Genomic DNA, 18350 nt, shown 5'->3' on the forward strand with positions numbered 1-18350 from the left:
AGGAGCGGGAGCGGACCTGGATCCTCCTGGCGGCCGGCGGGGGCGACGGGCCGTTCCCCGCGGTCAGGCGGGGCATCGCTGCTTCGTGGCGGTGGAGAGGGCCGCAGTTGCAAGGGCTCCAAGAAAGAGGGCTGTCGGCCGTCGAGGCGATGGGTGCCGTCCGCGGCGCCCGCTGTCGCGGCCACGGCGACGACGGTCAGGGCGATCGCGAGCAGCAGGTCGGCGAGGAGCGACCGGCGCGAGGGCGCAGCGGGTTCCCGTACAGGCCATAGCACATCCGGCCGCGATCGCCACCATGCACGTCTTCTGCTCACTGTCGTCACTGATGCATTGTCCCGGCCGCATGGCACGTCCCGCGTCAGCCCCGGTGACCGGATCCGACCTCCGCCAGAAGTACATCGCAAGGATGACGCCGCCGAGCGATCCTCCCCGAGAAGGGCTCGATATCGGCAACACAGCCGACGCGGACGAATCTCGCCGGCCCCTAGCGTCGTTGTCGCCACCGGCCGCCGGCACAGGTCCCGTCGAGGCGGCCCCATCAGGAAGGACAGTCCGTTGGCTCATGCGATGGAGAGAATGGGCATGCGCAATCCAGCCTCAGGGCACGGCACCGGCGCGGGGACACCGACGCCGCCCCGCCGGATCCGCCGAGGCACCACCGCCGTCGCGGCCCTGCTCGCCTTCGCGGCCGCCACCTCCTGCGCCTCCACATCAGGTCCGCTCGTCCCCGGTTCCCCCTCGCGCCAACCGTCGCTCGGCTCCGCCGCATCTGTCACCGCATCTGTCGCCGCCGATCCGTCGCCCACCCGGACCGGCACGCCACACCTGCCCGAACCGACCGGATCCCAGCCGGTCGGCACCACGTCCCTGCACCTCAAGGACACCTCCCGCGCCGACCCCTGGGTTCCCGCTGCGAAGGCGAGGGAACTCATGATCTCCCTGTGGTACCCGACCAAATCCCGCAGCGGGAAGCGGGCCCCGTACATGACGGCGAAGGAATCAGAGCTCATCCTGAAAGGCGAGGACATCCCCGGCGTGCCGTACGACGCCTTGAGCACAACGCGGACCAACGCCTTCAGCGACACCAGACCGGCAGGACGCGAACACAGCCTGCCCCTGGTGGTCCTCTCCCCAGGCTTCACCGAACCCCGCGCCTCGCTCACCGCCCTGGCCGAAGAGCTGGCCAGCAGGGGCTACGTAGTGGCCGGCATCGACCACACCTACGAGAGCCTGGCCACGACCTTCCCTGACGGCCGGGTCACCACGTGTGTCGCCTGTGAGGCCCGCAAGGACCAGATGTTCTGGAACAAGGTAGGCCAGAGCAGAGCGGCCGACGTCACCTTCGTCCTCGACGAACTGACCGGCGCGCACCCCGTCTGGAAGGGCGCCTCGCTGATCGCCCCGTCCCGGATCGCGATGGCCGGGCACTCCGCAGGAGGCGCGAGCGCCATCGCCGCCATGCTGAACGACACCCGCGTGCGTGCCGGCCTCAACATGGACGGCACCACCTTCTCCCCGATCCCGGACAGCGGGCTGTCGCGGCCGTTCCTCTTCCTGGGCACGCAGGCCATGCACAGCCCGGCAGGCAAGGACACCACGTGGGACCGTGACTGGGCGCGGCTGACCGGATGGAAGCGCTGGCTCGTGGTGACAGGGGCAGAACATGCCTCCTTCACCGACACCGCCCTGCTGGTGGAGCAGCTCGGTATCCACCGCAATCCCGGCCTGTCCGCAGAACGCGCGGTCGAGATCACCCGCAGCACCGTGCGAGCCTTCCTCGACCTGCACCTGCGCCACAAGCCCCAGCCCCTGCTGGACAAGCCCTCAACGCGGTACCCCGAGGTCAAACGGTGTGACGTCAAGCAGCAGAGCTGCGCTTAGACAACCGCCGAGCACCCGGCCGGCTGCGCATGTCCAACCGTGGGTACGGCATGCGGCGGTACAGCGGCCGAGGTCCACGGCGCGAGAACGTTGACAGCTGAGCCGGCGGCTGGCTGAATGGACGTCCGCGCCTGGAAGGAAACCCTTGCGTCTCGGTCGCCCTCTCGCCGCCACCATGCTCGTGGCCGCCGCCTTATCCGCCCCGCAGCCTGCGCAGGCGGCCGCGTTCAAGCATCCCGGCGTCCTGGTCAGCCGCGCTCAGCTCGACTTCGTCAGAGCCAACCTCGGCAACGAACCGTGGAAGTCTGCCTGGGAAGCCCTGCAACGCAGTTCCGATGCCTCGCTGTCCTACACGGCCAAGCCCCGCGCCGTCGTGGAGTGCGGTATGTGGGGGAACCCCGACCACGGCTGCTCGGACGAGCGTCAGGATGCCAACGCGGCCTACACACACGCCCTGCAGTGGTACCTCACCAAGGACCCCCGCTACGCGAAGAAGGCGATCCAGATCATGGACGCCTGGTCAGCCGTGATCACCGAACACACCGGGAGCAACGCGCCGCTGCAGACCGGCTTCGCGGGCGCCAACTTCTCCCGCGCCGCCGAGCTCATCAGGCACACCTACTCCGGCTGGACCCAGGCCGGCCGGTTCGCCGGCAAGCTGCGCACCGTGTACCTCCCGACCGTGATCGCCGGAAGGCCCGACAACCAAGGCAACTGGGAACTGATCATGACCGATGCCGCCATCGGCATCGCCGTGCACCTGGACGACCGGGCCTCGTTCGACCGGGCGGTCACGACCTGGCGCGGCAGGCTCCCCGCCTACATCTATCTCAAGACGGACGGCTCGCTGCCCAAAGCGCCACCGAACAGCAAGCACGACACCGAAGCCGAGATCATCGAATACTGGCACGGGCAGACCACGTTCGTGAACGGCCTCACCCAGGAAACCTGCCGTGACTTCGGGCACACGGGATGGGGGCTCGCGGCCATCTCCCACGTCGCAGAGACGGCCCGCCACCAGGGCGTGGACCTGTACGCCACGGCCAAGCACCGGCTGCGGTTCGCGATGGATTTCCACGCTCGCCTGCAACTGGGCGCGCCGGTGCCGTCGTGGCTGTGCGGCGGAGAGGTCACCCCCGGCCTCGGGCCGAACCTCGAAGTCGGCTACAACGCGCTGCACCAGCGTCTCGGATACGACATGCCCCATGCCGAGAAGTGGGTGAAGCAGAAGCGCCCGGTCGGTGCCTCGCGCTTCCTGGCCTGGGAGACCCTCACCCACGCGAAGAACCCGCGCTGAACCCGCGCTGAACCCGCGCTGGGCCGCGATGAGCGGGTCGGCCACGCCGGACCTCGCCCCCGACGGCGTGGCCGACATGTCTGCAGAGGTCTCCGTCTGGTCGAGCCCGGCAGGGGCCCGGACCGTACGACGTCTGGGCCCGCCCGGGACGGGAGTCTCAGGGCAGGACGCCCGTTGCCGGCCACCCTGCGGCGGTGGAGGTCAGGGGAGGACGCCCGCCGCCTCCCCCGGGAGGGTCAGGCTCGCGACCTCGCCGTACTTCTTCAGCAGCCGGGCCTTCCCCGTCCCGACGTTCACGGCGTAGAGCGCCCAGCCGCCCTTGCCGGAGTACCTGACCTCGACCTCCGTCGCGTTGTGCCAGCGGGTGGGGTGGACGATGCCGCGGTTCGAGGGCAGCCCGCTGACCGCGACCTGCCGGCCGGTCCGCCCGGTCTTGACGTCGAGCACGGTGAGCATCGGCCTCGCGGCACGGACGTCCTCGCCGTCGATCGCGACCACCGTGCGCCCGTCCGGGGCGAGCTCGCTGGGCGCGATGAACCTGCCGTCGAACCGCACCGGCTTGCCGCCCCCGGCGACCGGCATGAACCACAGGTCCGTCTTGATGTAGCGGATCCACTGGACCACGCCGTCCTTGATGGTGACCGGCTCGTACTTGCCGTTGATCGTGGTGCGCTTCCCGGTCCGCGTGTCGATGAGCCGGCCCGGGTACCTGGTGCCCTCCCGCGGGTCGAAGACCAGGTAACGGCCGCCGTCGGACACCGCCAGCATGGAGCCGACCTCGATCTCCTCCTCCGGCAGCGGCACGGTCACCTCTGCCCCGGTCACCATGTCGCGCACCACGTGCGCCTGGGCCTGCCTGCTGTAGTACGCGAACGTGTGCCCGTCCCGGCTGAGCGCGACGGGAGCGTCGTGGTTGCCGGCGGTGTGGACGAGCGCCTGCGGCACCCGGTACGTCTTCCCCGCTGCCGTGACGACCCGCCACTCCACGTCGTCGCAGTCGATGCCGCGCGGCTCGGCGACCCTCTTGCACGGCGTGCGGTACGCGTGGCTCAGCACCCCCACGTTCCCTCCGGGCAGGTCGGGCACCACGGCCGTCTGCTGCGGTACGGGAGGGGCGGCGCCCCACCGCCACGGCAACGCCACGGCGGCGCTGGTCAGCCCCACCACGGCCGCCGTCGCGGCGGCGGCCAGCGCGATCGTGGCCCGCCGCCGGCGCCGGTGCCCGGCGATGGCCGCGTCCAGCAGGTTCACCTGGGGTGCTTCGGCGGCGATGCCGTCGAGAGCCGAGCGCAGCCGCGTCATCGGGTCACCTCCGCGATCTCGGGGTCGTTCAGCAGGTGCGCCAGCTCGGGAGCGATCGTACGCAGCCGGGCCAGCGCGTGATGCGTCTGGCTCTTGACGTTGCCGATGGAGCAGCCCAGCACCTCCGCCGTCTGCGCCTCGGTCAGGTCCTCCCAGAACCGCAGCACGATCACGGCGCGCTGCTTGGGGCCCAGCTTGGCCAGCGCCTGGCGCAGCACGATGCGGTCGAGCGCGGCCTCGTCGGAGGAGGCGGCCCGCTCGGGCACGTCGGCGCTCGGCAGCTCGGGGCGCGGCCTGCGCCGCCAGGAGATGTACTGGTTGACCAGCGCCTTGCGGGTGTAGGCCTCGGGACTGCCGTCCCTGGCCAGTTTGGCCCACTGCCCCACGACCTTGATCAGGACGCTCTGCAGCAGGTCCTCGGCGAGATGGGCGTCTCCCGTGAGCAGGTACGCCGTCCGCATCAGCGCTTGCTGGCGGGCGAGCACGAACTCGCGGAAGCCGTCATGACGGTCCAATGTGATCTCCTCTCGCCCGTTGCCAACGCCACCCGCGGGACGAAAGGTTGTACCCGGCAGCCGGAAGGGGACCGGCGGATGCCGGCAGGCACGGCCGCCCGGGCCGGTGTCCCCGGCCCGGGCGGCGTTGACCGGCGGGCTGTCACCCGAGGCGGGCGAGCTCCTCCTGGCTCAGCTCCAGGGAGGCGGCGGCGGCCGAGTCGACGATGGTCTCCGGGCGGCTGGCGCCGGGGATCGGGATGACGACCGGGCTGCGGGCCAGCTCCCAGGCCAGGCAGACCTGCTGCGGGGTGACGCCGTGGGCGTCGGCGATCTCGGTGAAGGCGGCGTTGAGCTCGCGCAGCTCGCCGGTGCGGCCGATGCCGCCGAGCGGCGACCACGGCAGGAAGGCCAGCCCGAGCTCGGCGCACACGTCGATCTCCGGCTCGCTGGAGCGGAACCGCGGCGAGTACTCGTTCTGCACGCTCACCAGGCGCTCGCCCAGGATGTCGTGGGCGAGCCTGATCTGCTCCGGGTTGGCGTTCGAGATGCCCGCGAACTGGATCTTGCCCGCGTCGTGCAGCTCCTTCAGCGCCCCGATCGTCTCCTCGTACGGCACCTTCGGGTCGGGCCGGTGGTGCTGGTAGAGGCCGATGCTGTCCACCCCGAGCGCCTTCAGCGAGCGGTCACAGGCCGCCCGCAGGTACGCCGGGCTGCCGTCCACGTCCCAGCCGCCGGGCGTGCGGGTGTGCCCGCCCTTGGTCGCGACCAGCACCGCGCCGGTGTCGCCGCCCCACAGGGACAGGGCCCGGGCCACCAGCCGCTCGTTGTGGCCGACGTCCTCGTGGGACGGCGTGTAGGCGTCGGCCGTGTCGATCAGGGTGATGCCGGCGTCGAGGGCGGCGTGGATCGTCCTGATCGACTGCTCCTCGTCCGGCATGTGACCGGCCACCGACATGGGCATGGCCCCGAGCCCGATGGCTCCGACCGGCCGGTCGCCGATGGTGCGCGTTGTCATGGTGTTGTGCATGGGACCCAGCCTGGCTCCTGGAGCGCACTCCAGGTCAACCGAAATCCCGCTCATCTGTCAAACGGTTGACACGCTGGACCTGGCCAGCGCGGGTGCCGGGCTCACCTGCCGCCCGAGATGTGCTCGTCGGCGCCGCGGTAGGTGTAGAGGTCGTCGACGAACTTGCGCTTGAGTGCCGGGACCCGGCCGGTCACCCCGAAGTAGGCGCGCGTCATCGCCAGCACCGCGCGGCCGATGACCGGCTTGTGGATGGCGGCGTCGCCGTCCATGCGGGCCAGCGAGTCCCGCACGCGGGCGAAGCCGTACGGGATCATCTCCCGCTCGTACGCGGCCACGGCGTCGAGGACCTGCTTGCCGCTGGTGAGCTCCCGGCACAGCAGCATGGCGTCGCGCAGCGCGGTGTTGGCACCGACGCCCTGGCCCGGTGTCATGGTGTGGATGGCGTCGCCGAGCAGGGTGACGTTCGTGCTCCGCCACGGCTCGACGGGCACGGAGGTGCGGATGTTGACGGGGAAGCAGGTCTCCGGCTCCGCCAGCGCGAACAGCCTGCGCAGATCGGGGTGCCAGCCCTGCGTCATGCCGAGGGCCACCTCCACCAGCTCCTTGCCCCCCATCCGCATGACGCCGGCGGGGAACTTGCGGGCCGCGGCCGACAGGCCCCAGTTGATGTAGTCGCGGGTGTTGTCGTAGAGCAGGCCGGGCCAGCGCTCGATCAGCTCCCGCTCGTTGCCGCCCACGCCGTGCTTGAGCCCGCCGTCCCGGTCCCACTTGAACTCCATCACGTGCCAGATGCAGAACAGGCCGCCGGGGGCGAACACCGAGGAGATCCCGTGGAACATCTCGGGCGTGAGCAGGGCCCGGGTCTCCTCGGTGACCGGCACCTTGGCGGAGATGGCCACGATGCCGGAGTCCTCGATCCTGGCGTGCGGCAGGTACTGGCGGCGCACGCGGGAGCCGGTGCCGTCGGCGGCCACCAGCAGGTCGCCCGTCGCGCTGGTGCCGTCGGCGAAGTGGGCGGTGACGGTGCCGTCGCCGTGGCGCTCGTAGCGGGTGAACTCCTTGCCGAAGTGGACCACGTCCTCCATCCCCGTCAGCAGGATCTGGCGCAGCGTCATCCGGGAGACCGAGCGCTCGCTGTTGACGGGGTCGTCGTCGGGCCGCAGCGGGAACGAGGCGGTGACGTCGCGCTTCTCGGTCAGGACGTTGAAGTGGCGGGGAGCGCGGGCGCAGGTGGCGACGAAGGTGTCGAACAGCTCGGGCGGCAGGCACGCGCGCAGGGCCCGGTTGCCCGCGGAGTCGATGCCGACGCGGTAGCCGTACAGGTTGTCGGCCCGGGTGCGGTCGCGTTCGTAGACGGCGACCGACACGCCGGCCCGCCGCAGGCCGTGAGCCAGGCACATGCCGCCGGTGCCCGCACCGATCACGATGACGTGCATGGAAGTCTCCTTGAAGGTCATGTATCTTGATGGTCGAGACATATTTATCTTGAAAGGCGAGAAGCTTGAATGTCAAGTGAAAAGCTGGGTGAGCTGAGGGCCGCCGTCGCTCAGGAGATGCAGCACATGCAGGCGGCGGTGGACGCCTACGACGAGGCCGCCGCGATCTTCCTCGGCGTGAACCGCACCGACCTGCGCTGCCTGGAGATCCTGGGCACCCAGGGCCCGGTCACGCCCAGCGTCCTCGGCCCGGCGCTCGGCCTGACCACGGGCAGCGTCACCGCGATGCTCGACCGGCTGGAGAAGCTGGGCTACCTCACCCGCTCGCCGGACCCGTCCGACCGGCGCAAGGTCGTCGTGCGGATCACCGAGGAGGCGGCCGCGAGGACGTGGGAGCTGTACGGGCCCATCGCCACCGAGGGGGAGGCGGTGATGGCGGAGTTCGGCGCCGCCGAGCTGGAGCGGGTGCGGCTCTTCCTGCGCCGTTCCCGGGAGCTGTACGAGCGGCACCTCGAACGCGTCCGCGCCGAGCCGGCGAAACAGGGACGGCGGGGGCCGCGCGGCTGAGGGCCGGTCGTCCCGCGATCGGCCCGCCCTTTCGTTTTCCGGCCGAACGGCGGCTGAGCGGTTCGTCGCCTGACCTGACCGGCGCGGCGTCGGCGGGCGATGGTGGAGGTGGCTCCAGCGGGTCCCCGGGCGAGGGAAGGGCGTGGCGCGATGCAGACCATGGGTCGTGATCCGGCTGCCCGGCGCGCCGAAGGTCCCAGTCTCGTGGAGCGGGTGACGGAGGTGCGTGCCGCCGCGGAGAGGCTCCTGCTCCAGGCGCGCGACATCCGGGCCGACTCCAGGCGCATCGAGGCCGCGGGGCGGAGGATCCGCCACGATCTCGCCGCGCAGCGCGAACGCCTCAGAGCCGGCTGCTTCGCGATCCGCCTGCGACGCGCCGAGCGGGGATGGGGCGAGTCCGCGTGGCTGTGAGGCGCCCCTGATCGGCGGACCCGGACGGTGAGCGGCCCTCGCGAGCATGGCGGCGGCCGGAAACGTGCCCTTGACAATCGTGTCACCGGGCAAGCACAGTACTAGCCACCGCTGACTACGTAGTCAGACGCGAGGAGCTGCGCATGTCCGAGACCAGACGCAGGCCTCCTGGCAGCACGGACGTCGCCAGGCTGGCCGGGGTGTCGCAGAAGACGGTCTCGCGCGTGATGAACGGCGAGCCGTACGTGAGCGACGAGATCCGCGAGCGGGTCCTCGCGGCGGCGCGCGAGCTCGGCTACCGCCGCAACACGGCGGCCCGCGCGCTCAACCTGGGCCGCTTCCACCGCATCGGCGTGGTCTCGCTCGGCAGCACCCTGTACGGCCCCGCCTCGCAGCTCATCGAGCTGGAGCGGCGGGCCAGGGCGATCGGTTACGCCTTCAGCGTGGTGAACACCCTCGAAGGCGACGACAGCGGCGTGGCCAGGGCCGTGGAGTCGCTGCTGGAGCAGGGCGTGGACGGCATCGTGCTGTCCGAGCCGATCGACGTCGGCGAGCAGTTGCGCATCGAGCCCGGCGTGCCGGTGCTCAGCCTGGGGCCGCTGCCCGGGCTCGCGGGCCCCGACGTGATCATCAACAGCCCGTCCAACGTGGACGCGGGCCGCGAGGCCACCGAGCACCTGCTCGGCCTCGGCCACGCCACCGTGTGGCACGTCGCGGGCCCCGGGCGGTGGTGGGCCTCGCGGGAGCGCGTGCGCGGCTGGCGCGCGGCCCTGGCCGCGGCCGGCGCCCCCGAGCCGCCGATGCTCGAAGGCGACTGGACGCCTGCCTCCGGCTACGCGGCCGGCCGGGTCCTCGCGGCGGATCCGGAGGTCACGGCGGTGTTCGTGGCCAACGACGACATGGCGATCGGCGTGCTGCGCGCCCTGGCCGAGGCCGGCCGCGCGGTGCCCGAGCAGGTGAGCGTCATCGGGATGGACGACATCCCGGCCGCCGCGTACCTGTCGCCGCCCCTGACCACCATCCGGCAGGACTTCGCGGCGTCCGTGGCCCAGGGCCTCGCGCTGCTCGTCGAGCGCATCGAGGGCCGCCCCGGCGCGTCCGCGCCCGATCTCCCGACCACGCACCTGGTCAAGCGTCAGTCCACCCGACCCCCCAAGGAGAAGACATGACCATGACACGCACCCGGTGGCTCGCCGCGGCGGCCGCGGCGACCCTGTTCCTCGCCGGCTGCGGCGGTGGCGGCGGCGCCCAGCCGGCAGCCGACCAGCCGCCCGCCGCCGCCGTCAGCCAGGCCGACATCGACAAGGCCATGCAGACGCCCACGGAGCTGACGTTCTGGACCTGGGTGCCGGACATCGGCAAGGAGGTGGCGCTGTTCGAGAAGAAGTACCCGGCGATCAAGGTCAAGGTGGTCAACGCCGGGCAGGGCGAGCCCCAGTACACCAAGCTGCGCACCGCGCTGAAGGCCGGCAGCGGCGCCCCCGACGTCGTGCAGATCGAGTTCCAGTACATCCCGACCTTCACCATCATCGACAGCCTGCTCGACCTGCGGCCCTACGGCGCCGAGGCGCTGAAGGACAAGTTCGTGGACTGGACGTGGGACCAGGTCGCGGGCAAGAACGGCGAGGTGTGGGCGATCCCGCAGGACACCGGCCCGATGGGCATGCTGTATCGCAAGGACATCTTCGACAAGCACGGCATCCAGCCGCCGAAGACGTGGGACGAGTTCGCCGCCGCCGCCCGCAAGCTGCACGCCGCCGACCCCGGCGTCTACCTGACCAACCTGGCCTCCAACCAGAACGGCGCCTGGATGGGCCTGCTGTGGCAGGCGGGCGGCAAACCGTTCCGGATGGCGAGCGCGCAGGACATCGATGTTAGCGTTAACGACGAGGTCTCCAAGAAGCTCGGCACGTACTGGGGCGGGCTCGTCAAGGAAGGCGTGGTCTCCACCGACCCCGACTTCACCGACCAGTGGTACCAGGCGCTCAACAAGGGCAAGTACGCCACCTGGCTGACCGCGGCCTGGGGCCCGGTGTTCCTGGCCGGCAACGCCAAGGACACCAGCGGCAAGTGGCGGGCGGCGCCCCTGCCGCAGTGGACGGCGGGCGAGAACAAGTCCGGCAACTGGGGCGGCTCCACCAGCGCCGTCATCAAGACCACGAAGAACCCGATCGCCGCGGCCAAGTTCGCCGAGTTCCTCAACACCGACCCCGAGTCGACCAAGATGATGGCGACCGAGCAGTTCCTGTTCCCGCCGACGAAGGCGCTGCTGAACGACGCGTCGTTCGCCGAGCAGAAGCCCGAGTTCTACGGCGGCCAGACCGTCAACCAGGTCTTCGCCGGGATCAGCGACACCGTGGACAAGGGCTTCGGCTGGCCGCCGTTCCTGGACCAGACGGTCAACGACTGGGACGAGACCGTCGGCAAGTCCCTGGCCGACAAGAGCGACACCCCGGCCGCGCTCGACCAGTGGCAGCAGCGGATCACCACGTACGCCGAGAGCCAGGGCTTCAAGGTCGCCCAGTGACGAGCACCCGGACCGCCCCGCGGAGGTCGGCCGCGGGATACCTGTTCATCGCGCCCTTCATGATCGTGTTCGTGGCCATGCTGGTGGTGCCGCTGGCCTACGCCGGATACCTGAGCCTGTTCAGGGAGCAGCTCATCGGCGGCACCACGTTCGTCGGCCTCGACAACTACGTGCGCGCGCTGACCGACGAGCGGCTGCTCGGCGGCGTGCTGCGGGTGGCCGAGTTCTTCCTCGTCCAGGTGCCGCTCATGCTGCTGCTCGGGCTGCTGTTCGCGCTCGCGCTGGACAGCGGCATGCTCTGGCTGTCGCGCTTCATCCGGCTGGGCATCTTCGTGCCGTACGCGGTGCCCAGCGTGGTCGCCGCGCTCATGTGGGGCTACCTGTACGGCCCCGAGTTCGGCCCGATCGCCCAGCTCGCCGGCACGCTCGGCCTGCCCGCCCCCAACCTGCTCGGCGGCGACCTCATGCTCGGCTCCCTGGCCAACATCGTGACCTGGGAGTTCGCCGGCTACAACATGATCATCCTGTACGCGGCGCTGCGTGCCATCCCCTCCGAGCTGTACGAGGCGGCGGCCGTGGACGGCGCCGGCGCCTGGCGCACCGCGTGGAGCGTGAAGATCCCGGCGCTGCGGCCCGCCCTGATGATGGCGCTGATCTTCTCGGTCATCGGCAGCTTCCAGCTCTTCAACGAGCCGCAGCTCATGCAGCGCCTGGCCCCGAGCGTCATCGACAGCGCCTACACCCCCAACCTGTACGCCTACTCGCTGGCCTTCACCAGCCAGGACCTCAACTACGCGGCGGCGGTGTCGTTCCTGCTCGGCCTGGTCATCGTCGCGGTCTCCTACACCGTCCAGCTCGCCCTCACCCGGAGGCGGACATGACCACCCCCGTGACCACGTCCGCGTCCGCGTCCGCGGCCGGGTCCGCGACGCGGGCCACGAGCACCGCGAGCACGCCGCCCGGCCGGCGGCGCAGCCCGCTGCTGACCCTCGGCATGCTGGCGTTCCTCGTCTACTTCCTGCTGCCGCTGTTCTGGCTGCTGGTGGCGGCCACGAAGACCACCGGGGACCTGTTCTCCAGCTTCGGGCTCTGGTTCGCCGACGACTTCGCGCTCGCCGGCAACATCGGCGACGTGTTCGCCGCCGAGGACGGCGTGTACGGCCGGTGGCTGCTCAACACCGCGCTCTACGCGGTCGTCAGCGCGGGCGGCGCGGCGCTGCTGTGCGCGCTGGGCGGCTACGGGTTCGCCAAGTTCGGCTTCCGCGGCAACAAGGCGCTGTTCGGCCTCGTGCTCGGCGCGATCATGGTGCCGAGCACGGCGCTGGCCATCCCCACGTACCTGATCTTCGCGCAGATCGGGCTGGTCAACACGCCGTGGGCGATCATCCTGCCGTCGCTGGTGAACCCGTTCGGCCTGTACCTCATGCGCGTCTACGCCGAGGACGCCGTGCCCGACAGCCTCCTGGAGGCCGCCCGCATCGACGGCGCGGGCGAGCTGCGGATCTTCTGGCAGGTGGTCATGCGGCTGCTGGCGCCCGGGTTCGTCACCGTGCTGCTGTTCACGCTCGTGGCCACCTGGAACAACTACTTCCTGCCGCTGATCATGCTCAGCAACCCGTCGCTGTACCCGGTCACCGTGGGCCTGGCCAACTGGGCCGGGCAGGCCACGGTCGCCGGCGGCAGCGGCGACGTCATCCCCCTCGTCGTCACCGGCTCGCTCCTGTCGATCATCCCGCTGGTCGTGGCGTTCCTGCTGCTGCAGCGGTACTGGCAGAGCGGGCTGGCCGCAGGCGGGGTCAAACAATGAAAGGATCATCCGTGTCGCGAGTGCTCTTCGGCGCCGCCTACTACCCCGAGTACCATCCCAGCGAGCTGCTGAAGACAGATCTGGACCTGATGGCCGAGGCCCGCTTCTCCGTGATCCGGGTGGGCGAGTCGGTCTGGTCCACCTGGGAGCCCGAGAACGGCCGGTTCAACCTGGACTGGCTGCAGCCCACGCTCGACGGCGCGCACGAGCGTGGCATCGGCGTCATCCTGGGCACGCCGACGTACGCGGCGCCGCCGTGGCTGACCCGCCTCTACCCGGAGATCGCGGGGGAGCGCGAGACCGGGCGGCGCATCGGCTGGGGCGCGCGCCAGGAGATGGACTTCACCCACCCGGCCTTCCTGTTCCACGCCGAGCGCGTCATCCGCAAGGTCGTCGAGCGGTACGCCGGGCATCCGTCGATCATCGGCTACCAGGTGGACAACGAGCCGGGCCTGCACCTGCTGCACAACCACGGCATCTTCCAGCGCTTCACCGACTGGCTGCGGCGGCAGTACGGCGACGTGGAGACGCTGAACGAGGAGTGGGGCCTGGTCTACTGGTCGCACCGGCTGTCCACCTGGGCCGACCTGTGGACCCCCGACGGCAACGCCCAGCCCCAGTACGAGCAGGCGTGGCGTCGCTTCCAGGCCGACCAGGTGACGGAGTTCATCGGCTGGCAGGCCGGCATCGTGCGCGAGTACGCCCGCCCCGAGCAGTTCGTCACCACCTGCATCGCCTACGACCGGCCCGCGGTCGCCGACGACGAGCTGACCGCCGGCCTCGACGTGGCCGCCGGGAACCCGTACTACGCGATGCAGGACGGGCTCGCCCTGCCCGCCAGGCCGCACGCCACGCAGGACTGGCGCACCCGCGACACGTGGGCGTTCTACCGGGTGGCCGACCGGATGTACTCCTCCCGGCAGGAGCCGTTCCTCGTCACCGAGACCAACGCGCAGGCCATCGGTGCGCCCTGGGTCAACCAGCCCGCCTACGACGGGCAGTGGCGGCAGGCCGCCTGGGCGCTCGTCTCCCGCGGCGCCTCCATGATCGAGTACTGGCAGTGGCGGACGCTGGTGTTCGGCGCCGAGACGTACTGGGGCGGCGTGCTGCCGCACAGCGGCCGGCCCGGGCGCACCTACCGGGAGATCGCCCGCATCGGCGCCGAGCTGGAGCAGGCCGGCGACCTGGTCGAGGGCCTGACCCCGGACGGGGACGTCGCGCTGCTGTACTCCCACCCCAGCAAGTGGGCGCTGGCCGCGCAGCCGCCGCTCCAGGCGCCGGACGGCGGGCCCGACCGGCGCTCGTACGAGGCCGTCTTCGACACCTTCTACCGCGGCGCGTTCGACGCCGGCCTGCAGGCACGCGTGGTGCACGCCGGGCAGGCCGTCGCCGAGGACCCCTCGACGGTGGCGCGCCGGCACCCGGTGCTGGTGGCCGCCGGTCTCTACGTGGCCGACGACGCCACCCTCGACTGGCTCCAGGCGTACGCGGCCGCGGGCGGCCACCTCGTGCTCGGGCCGCGCACCGCGTACGCCGACCACGAGGCGCGGGCCCGGCGCGACGTGCAGCCCGCGCGGCTCGCGGAGGCGGCGGGGGCCTGGTACGACGAGTTCAGCAACCTCGACGCCGACCTGCCGGTGCGGGCGATGGACGGCTCACCGCTCACGCCGCCGGAGGGCGCCGCCGCCTGGGCCGGCACCCGCTGGGCCGACGGCCTGCAGGCCGACGGCGCCGACGTGCTGGCCTCCTACGAGCACCCGCACTTCGGCCGCTTCGCCGCCGTCACCACCCGGGCGCACGGCGCGGGCCGCGTCACCTGCGTCGGCACCCTCCCGAACCCCTCGTTCGGGGAGGCCCTGTTCCGGTGGCTGGCTCCCGACCCCGGCCCGTGGCACCGGGTCCCGGCCGGCGTCACCTCCACCGGCGCGACCGCGCGGGACGGACGGCGGCTGCGCTTCCTGCACAACTGGAGCTGGCAGGAGGCGGCCGTGCCCGTCCCCGTCGCCGCCCGCGACGTCCTCGGCGGCGGCGAACACGCCGCCGGGACGGAGCTGCGGCTCGGCCCGTGGGACGTGCGCGTGCTGGTAGAGGCGTAGGCGCACCCGTGCCGGCGCTCGCCGCGCAGAGCGTGGCGGCCTGCCCGAGCGCCGCGCCACGTGGTCGGGCCTCGCCCGCCGGCACCCGGACCTGACCGGACCCTCCTCGATCACCATGGACAATGCTGGTCAACGTGCCGTTCTGGCTGGTCAATGCCTCGCGCCGTACAAACGACGGCATACACCTCATCGAGGAGGCAATCATGACCAGCTTGAACGGTCCCGCCGAGCGGGGCGCGCCATGACCCGGCGCTCAGGCCCGCGCCGGCTCGTGGCCGCCGCCGTGACCGCCGTCGCGGTGGTCTCCGCGGGCACGCTCCAGCTCGGCGGATCGGCCGCCTGGGCCGCCACGCCGGCGAGCCCCGAGTCGCCCGGCGAGCTCCTGGTTCCCGAGGTGGAGGAGGGCTCCGAGAAGGTGCGGGATCCCGATTTCGGCGAGGAGGTCCTGGTCCCCGACGCCGGCGAGGATTGCGACGTCTCGCATGCCGTGTCCGGTGAGTCGGCCTTCGAGGTCACCGCGATCAGCCGGGACCGGGTGCCGCGCCACGCCAGGCCCGGCCTGGCGAAGTCCGCCAGGGACGACAGGGTCAGCATCCCGCGGCCGGACGAGGCCAACACCCGGCAGCGGTACTTCGGCGTCGACTACACGCTGCCGACAGGCGTCGAGCTCACCTGCGTCCGGGTGGACCTGCTCGACACCAGCCCGAAGGCCCGCGGCGCGGTGCTGCAGACGGTGACCAAGGCGGCGCCCACCGCCGATGGCGGCGAAGGCGTCAGGAGCGTCGGCCGGGGCAAGCTCAAGGTGCGGGTGACCTTCGACGAGCAGCACCCCTCCAAGGTGCGCGGCAAGCCGTCGGAGGTGGCCAGGATCGGCTACCGGGTCAGCCTGTACGGCAGGGGCCAGGACGGCGCCGTGGTGACCACGAGCCGGGTCTCCGCGAACCTGTTCCCGCTGTGGCGGCTGCCCGCCGGGATCGACAGGTTCGGGCAGCGTGCCCAGGACGACGGCGGGGACGACTGGTGCTCGTCCTTCACCCACGGCTGGCTGTCGGTCGCGGCCGGCAAGGCGCTGCTGCCGGAGATCAACGACGTCTCCGGCGAGCACGCCCGCAACCTCGGTCACCAGACGCACCTGACCGGCGACGACCTCGACGCGTTCCACCTCTACCGTTTCGCCGGCGTGAAGGCCGGCGTGGCCGGCTCCGGCGGCCTGAACCACGAGAGGCTGGTGGCCGCGACGAAGGCCGCGATGAACGGCGGCGCCGACGGGCTGCGCCAGGTCAGGGACTGGGCGGAGACGACCAGGACGCGGCTGGGCAGGCTGATCGACAACAAGAACGTCGTGCGGATCCACTACGCTGCCGGCAGCCCGGTCAAGGGGGACTCCCGGTTCACCGCGGGCTGGGCGGCCGCGCTGCTCAGGGAGGGTGTGTACCCGTTCACGAACGCCAAGAAGGAGCGGGCGGAGCTCGACCTCGGGATCGGCGCCTGGAGCAGGATCGGCAACACGATCATCCGGGAGAAGGACTTCCGTACCGACCACGACGACCACCTCCACGTGAGCCTGAGCGGGACGAAGAGGAGGTAGCCGTCCGGGTCGTGTCGCGGGGCGACGCCCTCCGGCGGGCCCGGACGCTCAGCCGTATCGCTCGGCCAGCAGGTGGAAGGCCTCCTTCGGCTCCCACGACGTCTCACCGGTCACCCGGACGACGCCGTAGCTGGCCGCGTCGAGCTCCCCGGGCAGGTCGTACTGCGCGAACGTGTTGACGAACACGCTGTCCACCCCCTCCTGCTCGCCCTCGTCGCGCGCCAGCGGCCGGCTCAGCCCCACCGGCCGGTGCCCGTCGTACTCCACCACCTCGGTGCCCCGCGCCCCGAGATCGGCGCCGCCCCGGAACGTCATGCAGCCCACCTCGGTGATCGCCACCGGCTTGCCGCTCCGCGCGACCAGGGCGCGCACCCCGTCGCGGTACCGGTCGGCGATCTCCGCCGACCGGTACAGGTCCACCCCGACGATGTCGAACAACGACCAGTCCACGGACTCGAAGGGGATGGCCGCGTACGTGATCCTCCCGGCGAACCGCTCCCTGACCACCGTCACGGCGTCCTCCAGGAACGCGTTGATCAGCGCGGGCACCCGCCCGAGGCGCTCGCGCAGCCTCTCCGGCTCGGAGAGCAGCCCGATCCGGTCCCCGATCGTGTCGCCGGGCAGGAAACCCCGGTTGAGCAGGCTGTGCTCCGCCCCCGCCACGAACACCATGCCGGTGTCCTTGATCCGCCCGGCGCAGTCGGCGAACAGGTCGAGCAGCTCCGACGGCGACAGGTCAGCGGTGAACGGGGAGAACCACACCTCCAGCCCCGCGGCGACCGCCTCGCGGGCGGCCGCCTCCAGCCTGGAGGGGGCCGAGCCGATGATCCTGACGGCCGTGCAGCGCAGGTCACGCCGGATCACCCGCAGGTCGTGCCGGACGGCGTCGAGGTCGAACGTCTGCCTGGTGTCGTGGCCGCCGATCACGATGCCGGTGTCGTACACGATGCCCTTGCCACGCATGATCTCATCCCTTTCAAAAGGTACGGTACGTACCGTACCCTGATACTCATGAGGCGTCGCGGTCAAGAGCTGGAGCAGGCCATTCTCAAAGCGGCCCAGGACGAGCTCCTCGAATCCGGATATGCCCGATTGACCATGGAACGGGTGGCACAGCGGGCGGGCACCAACAAGAACGCCCTCTACCGCCGCTGGCCCAACCGCGCCGCGCTCGGCGTCGCCGCCTACGCCGGGCTGGCCGCCGACCGGACGGTGATCCCCGACACCGGCAGCCTGCGCGGCGACGTCCTGGCCCTGCTGCGCGCCGCGAACAACCACTGGTCGTCGCCGCTCGGCGAGATCCTGCGCGGCCTGCTGGCCGGCGCGCGGGACGACCCGGAGCTGCTGGCCGTCCTCCATTCGCGCGCCACGGACGGCGGCGCGGGCATGTGGCAGGCCGTGCTGCGGCGGGCGGGCATCCAGGTGACGGCCAGGGTCGCGACGGTGGCGATGGGGTTGCTGCGCAACGAGTTGGTCACCAGGGGCGAGCCCACCGTCCCCGACGAGGTGCTCGTCGAGATCGTCGACGAGGTCTACCTCCCGCTGGTCACGGCCCTGTCCCGCGACACCGAGCCCGCTCCCGCCACCCCGCGGAACGGCCGGCGGGAGGTCACCCCCTGATCGGGACCCTGTCCAGCGGCAACGGCGGTGGGCGGCGCGGCGTACATCGGGCGGGGGCGCCGAGCGTGTCCACGGGGGCTGGTCAACGCTGGTCATCATGGTGAGCAGGCCAATCATCACGTCCCGTCGTATTCAGGAGCGGAGAGCCGCCCCGAGGGAGGGCGGCAGCCGGTATCCAGGGGGCCACGATGACGAGCAAGAGAGCGACGGGCGGGCGGCACAGGCAGGGGCAGCCAGTGCCGGTGCCCGTGCCGCCGCCGCCGCAGGAACGGCCGGTGCCGGTACCCGTGCCGC

General features: G+C 71.5%; 17 protein-coding genes. 12 read left to right on the plus strand and 5 right to left on the minus strand.

Translation table 11 applies throughout. From position 1 onward, the window contains the following. Window positions 1-582: 582 nt before the first annotated feature. Together AB0I79_RS40875 and AB0I79_RS40880 are read left to right on the plus strand one after the other, a co-directional pair. A complete protein-coding gene (locus AB0I79_RS40875; protein ID WP_357885272.1) occupies window positions 583-1881 on the plus strand; it encodes an alpha/beta hydrolase in 1299 nt (432 codons plus the stop codon). Window positions 1882-2026: 145 nt separating this feature from the next. Then, window positions 2027-3178, plus strand: a complete 1152-nt coding sequence (locus AB0I79_RS40880; protein WP_357885274.1) for an alginate lyase family protein — start codon at window positions 2027-2029, stop codon at window positions 3176-3178. Between the two features lie 201 nt (window positions 3179-3379). Here the strand turns inward: AB0I79_RS40880 and AB0I79_RS40885 are convergent, their stop codons facing one another. The 4 genes from AB0I79_RS40885 to AB0I79_RS40900 form a co-directional block, all read right to left on the minus strand. Beyond that, window positions 3380-4480, minus strand: a complete 1101-nt coding sequence (locus AB0I79_RS40885) for a hypothetical protein (protein ID WP_357885276.1) — start codon at window positions 4478-4480, stop codon at window positions 3380-3382. Continuing rightward, window positions 4477-4995: a SigE family RNA polymerase sigma factor gene (locus AB0I79_RS40890; protein ID WP_357885278.1), complete on the minus strand. Its 519-nt coding sequence runs from the start codon at window positions 4993-4995 to the stop codon at window positions 4477-4479. The genes AB0I79_RS40885 and AB0I79_RS40890 overlap by 4 nt, the downstream gene beginning before the upstream one ends. Before the next feature lie 142 nt (window positions 4996-5137). Then, the gene (locus tag AB0I79_RS40895) at window positions 5138-5992 is read right to left on the minus strand and encodes an aldo/keto reductase (protein ID WP_357885280.1); all 855 of its coding nucleotides are present in this window, start codon (window positions 5990-5992) and stop codon (window positions 5138-5140) included. 113 nt (window positions 5993-6105) lie between these two features. Beyond that, entirely contained in the window at window positions 6106-7440 is a 1335-nt protein-coding gene (locus tag AB0I79_RS40900; protein ID WP_357885282.1) for an FAD-dependent monooxygenase, read from the minus strand. A gap of 69 nt (window positions 7441-7509) precedes the next feature. On the opposite strand from AB0I79_RS40900, the gene AB0I79_RS40905 reads away from it, so the two are divergent. The 9 genes from AB0I79_RS40905 to AB0I79_RS40945 all read left to right on the plus strand — a co-directional run bounded on the left by AB0I79_RS40905 (window position 7510) and on the right by AB0I79_RS40945 (window position 16436). Next, the gene (locus AB0I79_RS40905; protein ID WP_357885284.1) at window positions 7510-8007 is read left to right on the plus strand and encodes a MarR family transcriptional regulator; all 498 of its coding nucleotides are present in this window, start codon (window positions 7510-7512) and stop codon (window positions 8005-8007) included. A 204-nt stretch (window positions 8008-8211) separates the two neighbouring features. Continuing rightward, entirely contained in the window at window positions 8212-8418 is a 207-nt protein-coding gene (locus AB0I79_RS40910; protein WP_357885286.1) for a hypothetical protein, read from the plus strand. A 143-nt stretch (window positions 8419-8561) separates the two neighbouring features. Further along, window positions 8562-9587, plus strand: coding sequence for a LacI family DNA-binding transcriptional regulator (locus AB0I79_RS40915; RefSeq protein WP_357885288.1), 1026 nt, complete (start codon window positions 8562-8564; stop codon window positions 9585-9587). Further along, entirely contained in the window at window positions 9584-10945 is a 1362-nt protein-coding gene (locus AB0I79_RS40920; protein ID WP_357885290.1) for a sugar ABC transporter substrate-binding protein, read from the plus strand. Before AB0I79_RS40915 ends, AB0I79_RS40920 begins: the two co-directional genes overlap by 4 nt. Next, window positions 10942-11826, plus strand: coding sequence for a sugar ABC transporter permease (locus AB0I79_RS40925; protein WP_357885292.1), 885 nt, complete (start codon window positions 10942-10944; stop codon window positions 11824-11826). The genes AB0I79_RS40920 and AB0I79_RS40925 overlap by 4 nt, the downstream gene beginning before the upstream one ends. After that, window positions 11823-12752 carry a carbohydrate ABC transporter permease gene (locus tag AB0I79_RS40930; protein WP_357885294.1) on the plus strand — a complete coding sequence of 310 codons (930 nt, stop codon included), beginning with the start codon at window positions 11823-11825 and terminating at the stop codon, window positions 12750-12752. The genes AB0I79_RS40925 and AB0I79_RS40930 overlap by 4 nt, the downstream gene beginning before the upstream one ends. Before the next feature lie 11 nt (window positions 12753-12763). After that, window positions 12764-14848, plus strand: a complete 2085-nt coding sequence (locus AB0I79_RS40935; protein WP_357885296.1) for a beta-galactosidase — start codon at window positions 12764-12766, stop codon at window positions 14846-14848. A gap of 122 nt (window positions 14849-14970) precedes the next feature. Continuing rightward, window positions 14971-15093: a hypothetical protein gene (locus AB0I79_RS40940; RefSeq protein ID WP_357885298.1), complete on the plus strand. Its 123-nt coding sequence runs from the start codon at window positions 14971-14973 to the stop codon at window positions 15091-15093. Then, the gene (locus AB0I79_RS40945; protein ID WP_357885300.1) at window positions 15090-16436 is read left to right on the plus strand and encodes a hypothetical protein; all 1347 of its coding nucleotides are present in this window, start codon (window positions 15090-15092) and stop codon (window positions 16434-16436) included. Before AB0I79_RS40940 ends, AB0I79_RS40945 begins: the two co-directional genes overlap by 4 nt. A gap of 48 nt (window positions 16437-16484) precedes the next feature. On the opposite strand, the gene AB0I79_RS40950 is transcribed toward AB0I79_RS40945, so the two are convergent. Further along, window positions 16485-17399 (minus strand): hypothetical protein, encoded by a 915-nt coding sequence (locus tag AB0I79_RS40950; RefSeq protein ID WP_357885302.1) that lies wholly within the window; start codon window positions 17397-17399, stop codon window positions 16485-16487. A gap of 48 nt (window positions 17400-17447) precedes the next feature. On the opposite strand from AB0I79_RS40950, the gene AB0I79_RS40955 reads away from it, so the two are divergent. Then, on the plus strand, window positions 17448-18056 hold the full coding sequence (locus tag AB0I79_RS40955; RefSeq protein WP_357885304.1) for a TetR/AcrR family transcriptional regulator: 609 nt from the start codon (window positions 17448-17450) through the stop codon (window positions 18054-18056). Window positions 18057-18350: the final 294 nt, after the last annotated feature.

This window comes from Nonomuraea sp. NPDC050202, from assembly GCF_040656115.1.
Lineage (GTDB): Bacteria > Actinomycetota > Actinomycetes > Streptosporangiales > Streptosporangiaceae > Nonomuraea.

What these genes read in the sequence shown, in the direction of transcription:
- AB0I79_RS40875 (WP_357885272.1), top strand. Translation starts at nt 583, where the DNA reads ATGCGCAATCCAGCCTCAGGGCACGGCACCGGCGCGGGGACACCGACG.
- AB0I79_RS40900 (WP_357885282.1), bottom strand. Translation starts at nt 7,440, where the DNA reads ATGCACGTCATCGTGATCGGTGCGGGCACCGGCGGCATGTGCCTGGCT.
- AB0I79_RS40915 (WP_357885288.1), top strand. Translation starts at nt 8,562, where the DNA reads ATGTCCGAGACCAGACGCAGGCCTCCTGGCAGCACGGACGTCGCCAGG.
- AB0I79_RS40895 (WP_357885280.1), bottom strand. Translation starts at nt 5,992, where the DNA reads ATGACAACGCGCACCATCGGCGACCGGCCGGTCGGAGCCATCGGGCTC.
- AB0I79_RS40905 (WP_357885284.1), top strand. Translation starts at nt 7,510, where the DNA reads ATGTCAAGTGAAAAGCTGGGTGAGCTGAGGGCCGCCGTCGCTCAGGAG.
- AB0I79_RS40950 (WP_357885302.1), bottom strand. Translation starts at nt 17,399, where the DNA reads ATGCGTGGCAAGGGCATCGTGTACGACACCGGCATCGTGATCGGCGGC.
- AB0I79_RS40955 (WP_357885304.1), top strand. Translation starts at nt 17,448, where the DNA reads ATGAGGCGTCGCGGTCAAGAGCTGGAGCAGGCCATTCTCAAAGCGGCC.
- AB0I79_RS40940 (WP_357885298.1), top strand. Translation starts at nt 14,971, where the DNA reads ATGCTGGTCAACGTGCCGTTCTGGCTGGTCAATGCCTCGCGCCGTACA.
- AB0I79_RS40885 (WP_357885276.1), bottom strand. Translation starts at nt 4,480, where the DNA reads ATGACGCGGCTGCGCTCGGCTCTCGACGGCATCGCCGCCGAAGCACCC.
- AB0I79_RS40930 (WP_357885294.1), top strand. Translation starts at nt 11,823, where the DNA reads ATGACCACCCCCGTGACCACGTCCGCGTCCGCGTCCGCGGCCGGGTCC.
- AB0I79_RS40920 (WP_357885290.1), top strand. Translation starts at nt 9,584, where the DNA reads ATGACCATGACACGCACCCGGTGGCTCGCCGCGGCGGCCGCGGCGACC.
- AB0I79_RS40945 (WP_357885300.1), top strand. Translation starts at nt 15,090, where the DNA reads ATGACCCGGCGCTCAGGCCCGCGCCGGCTCGTGGCCGCCGCCGTGACC.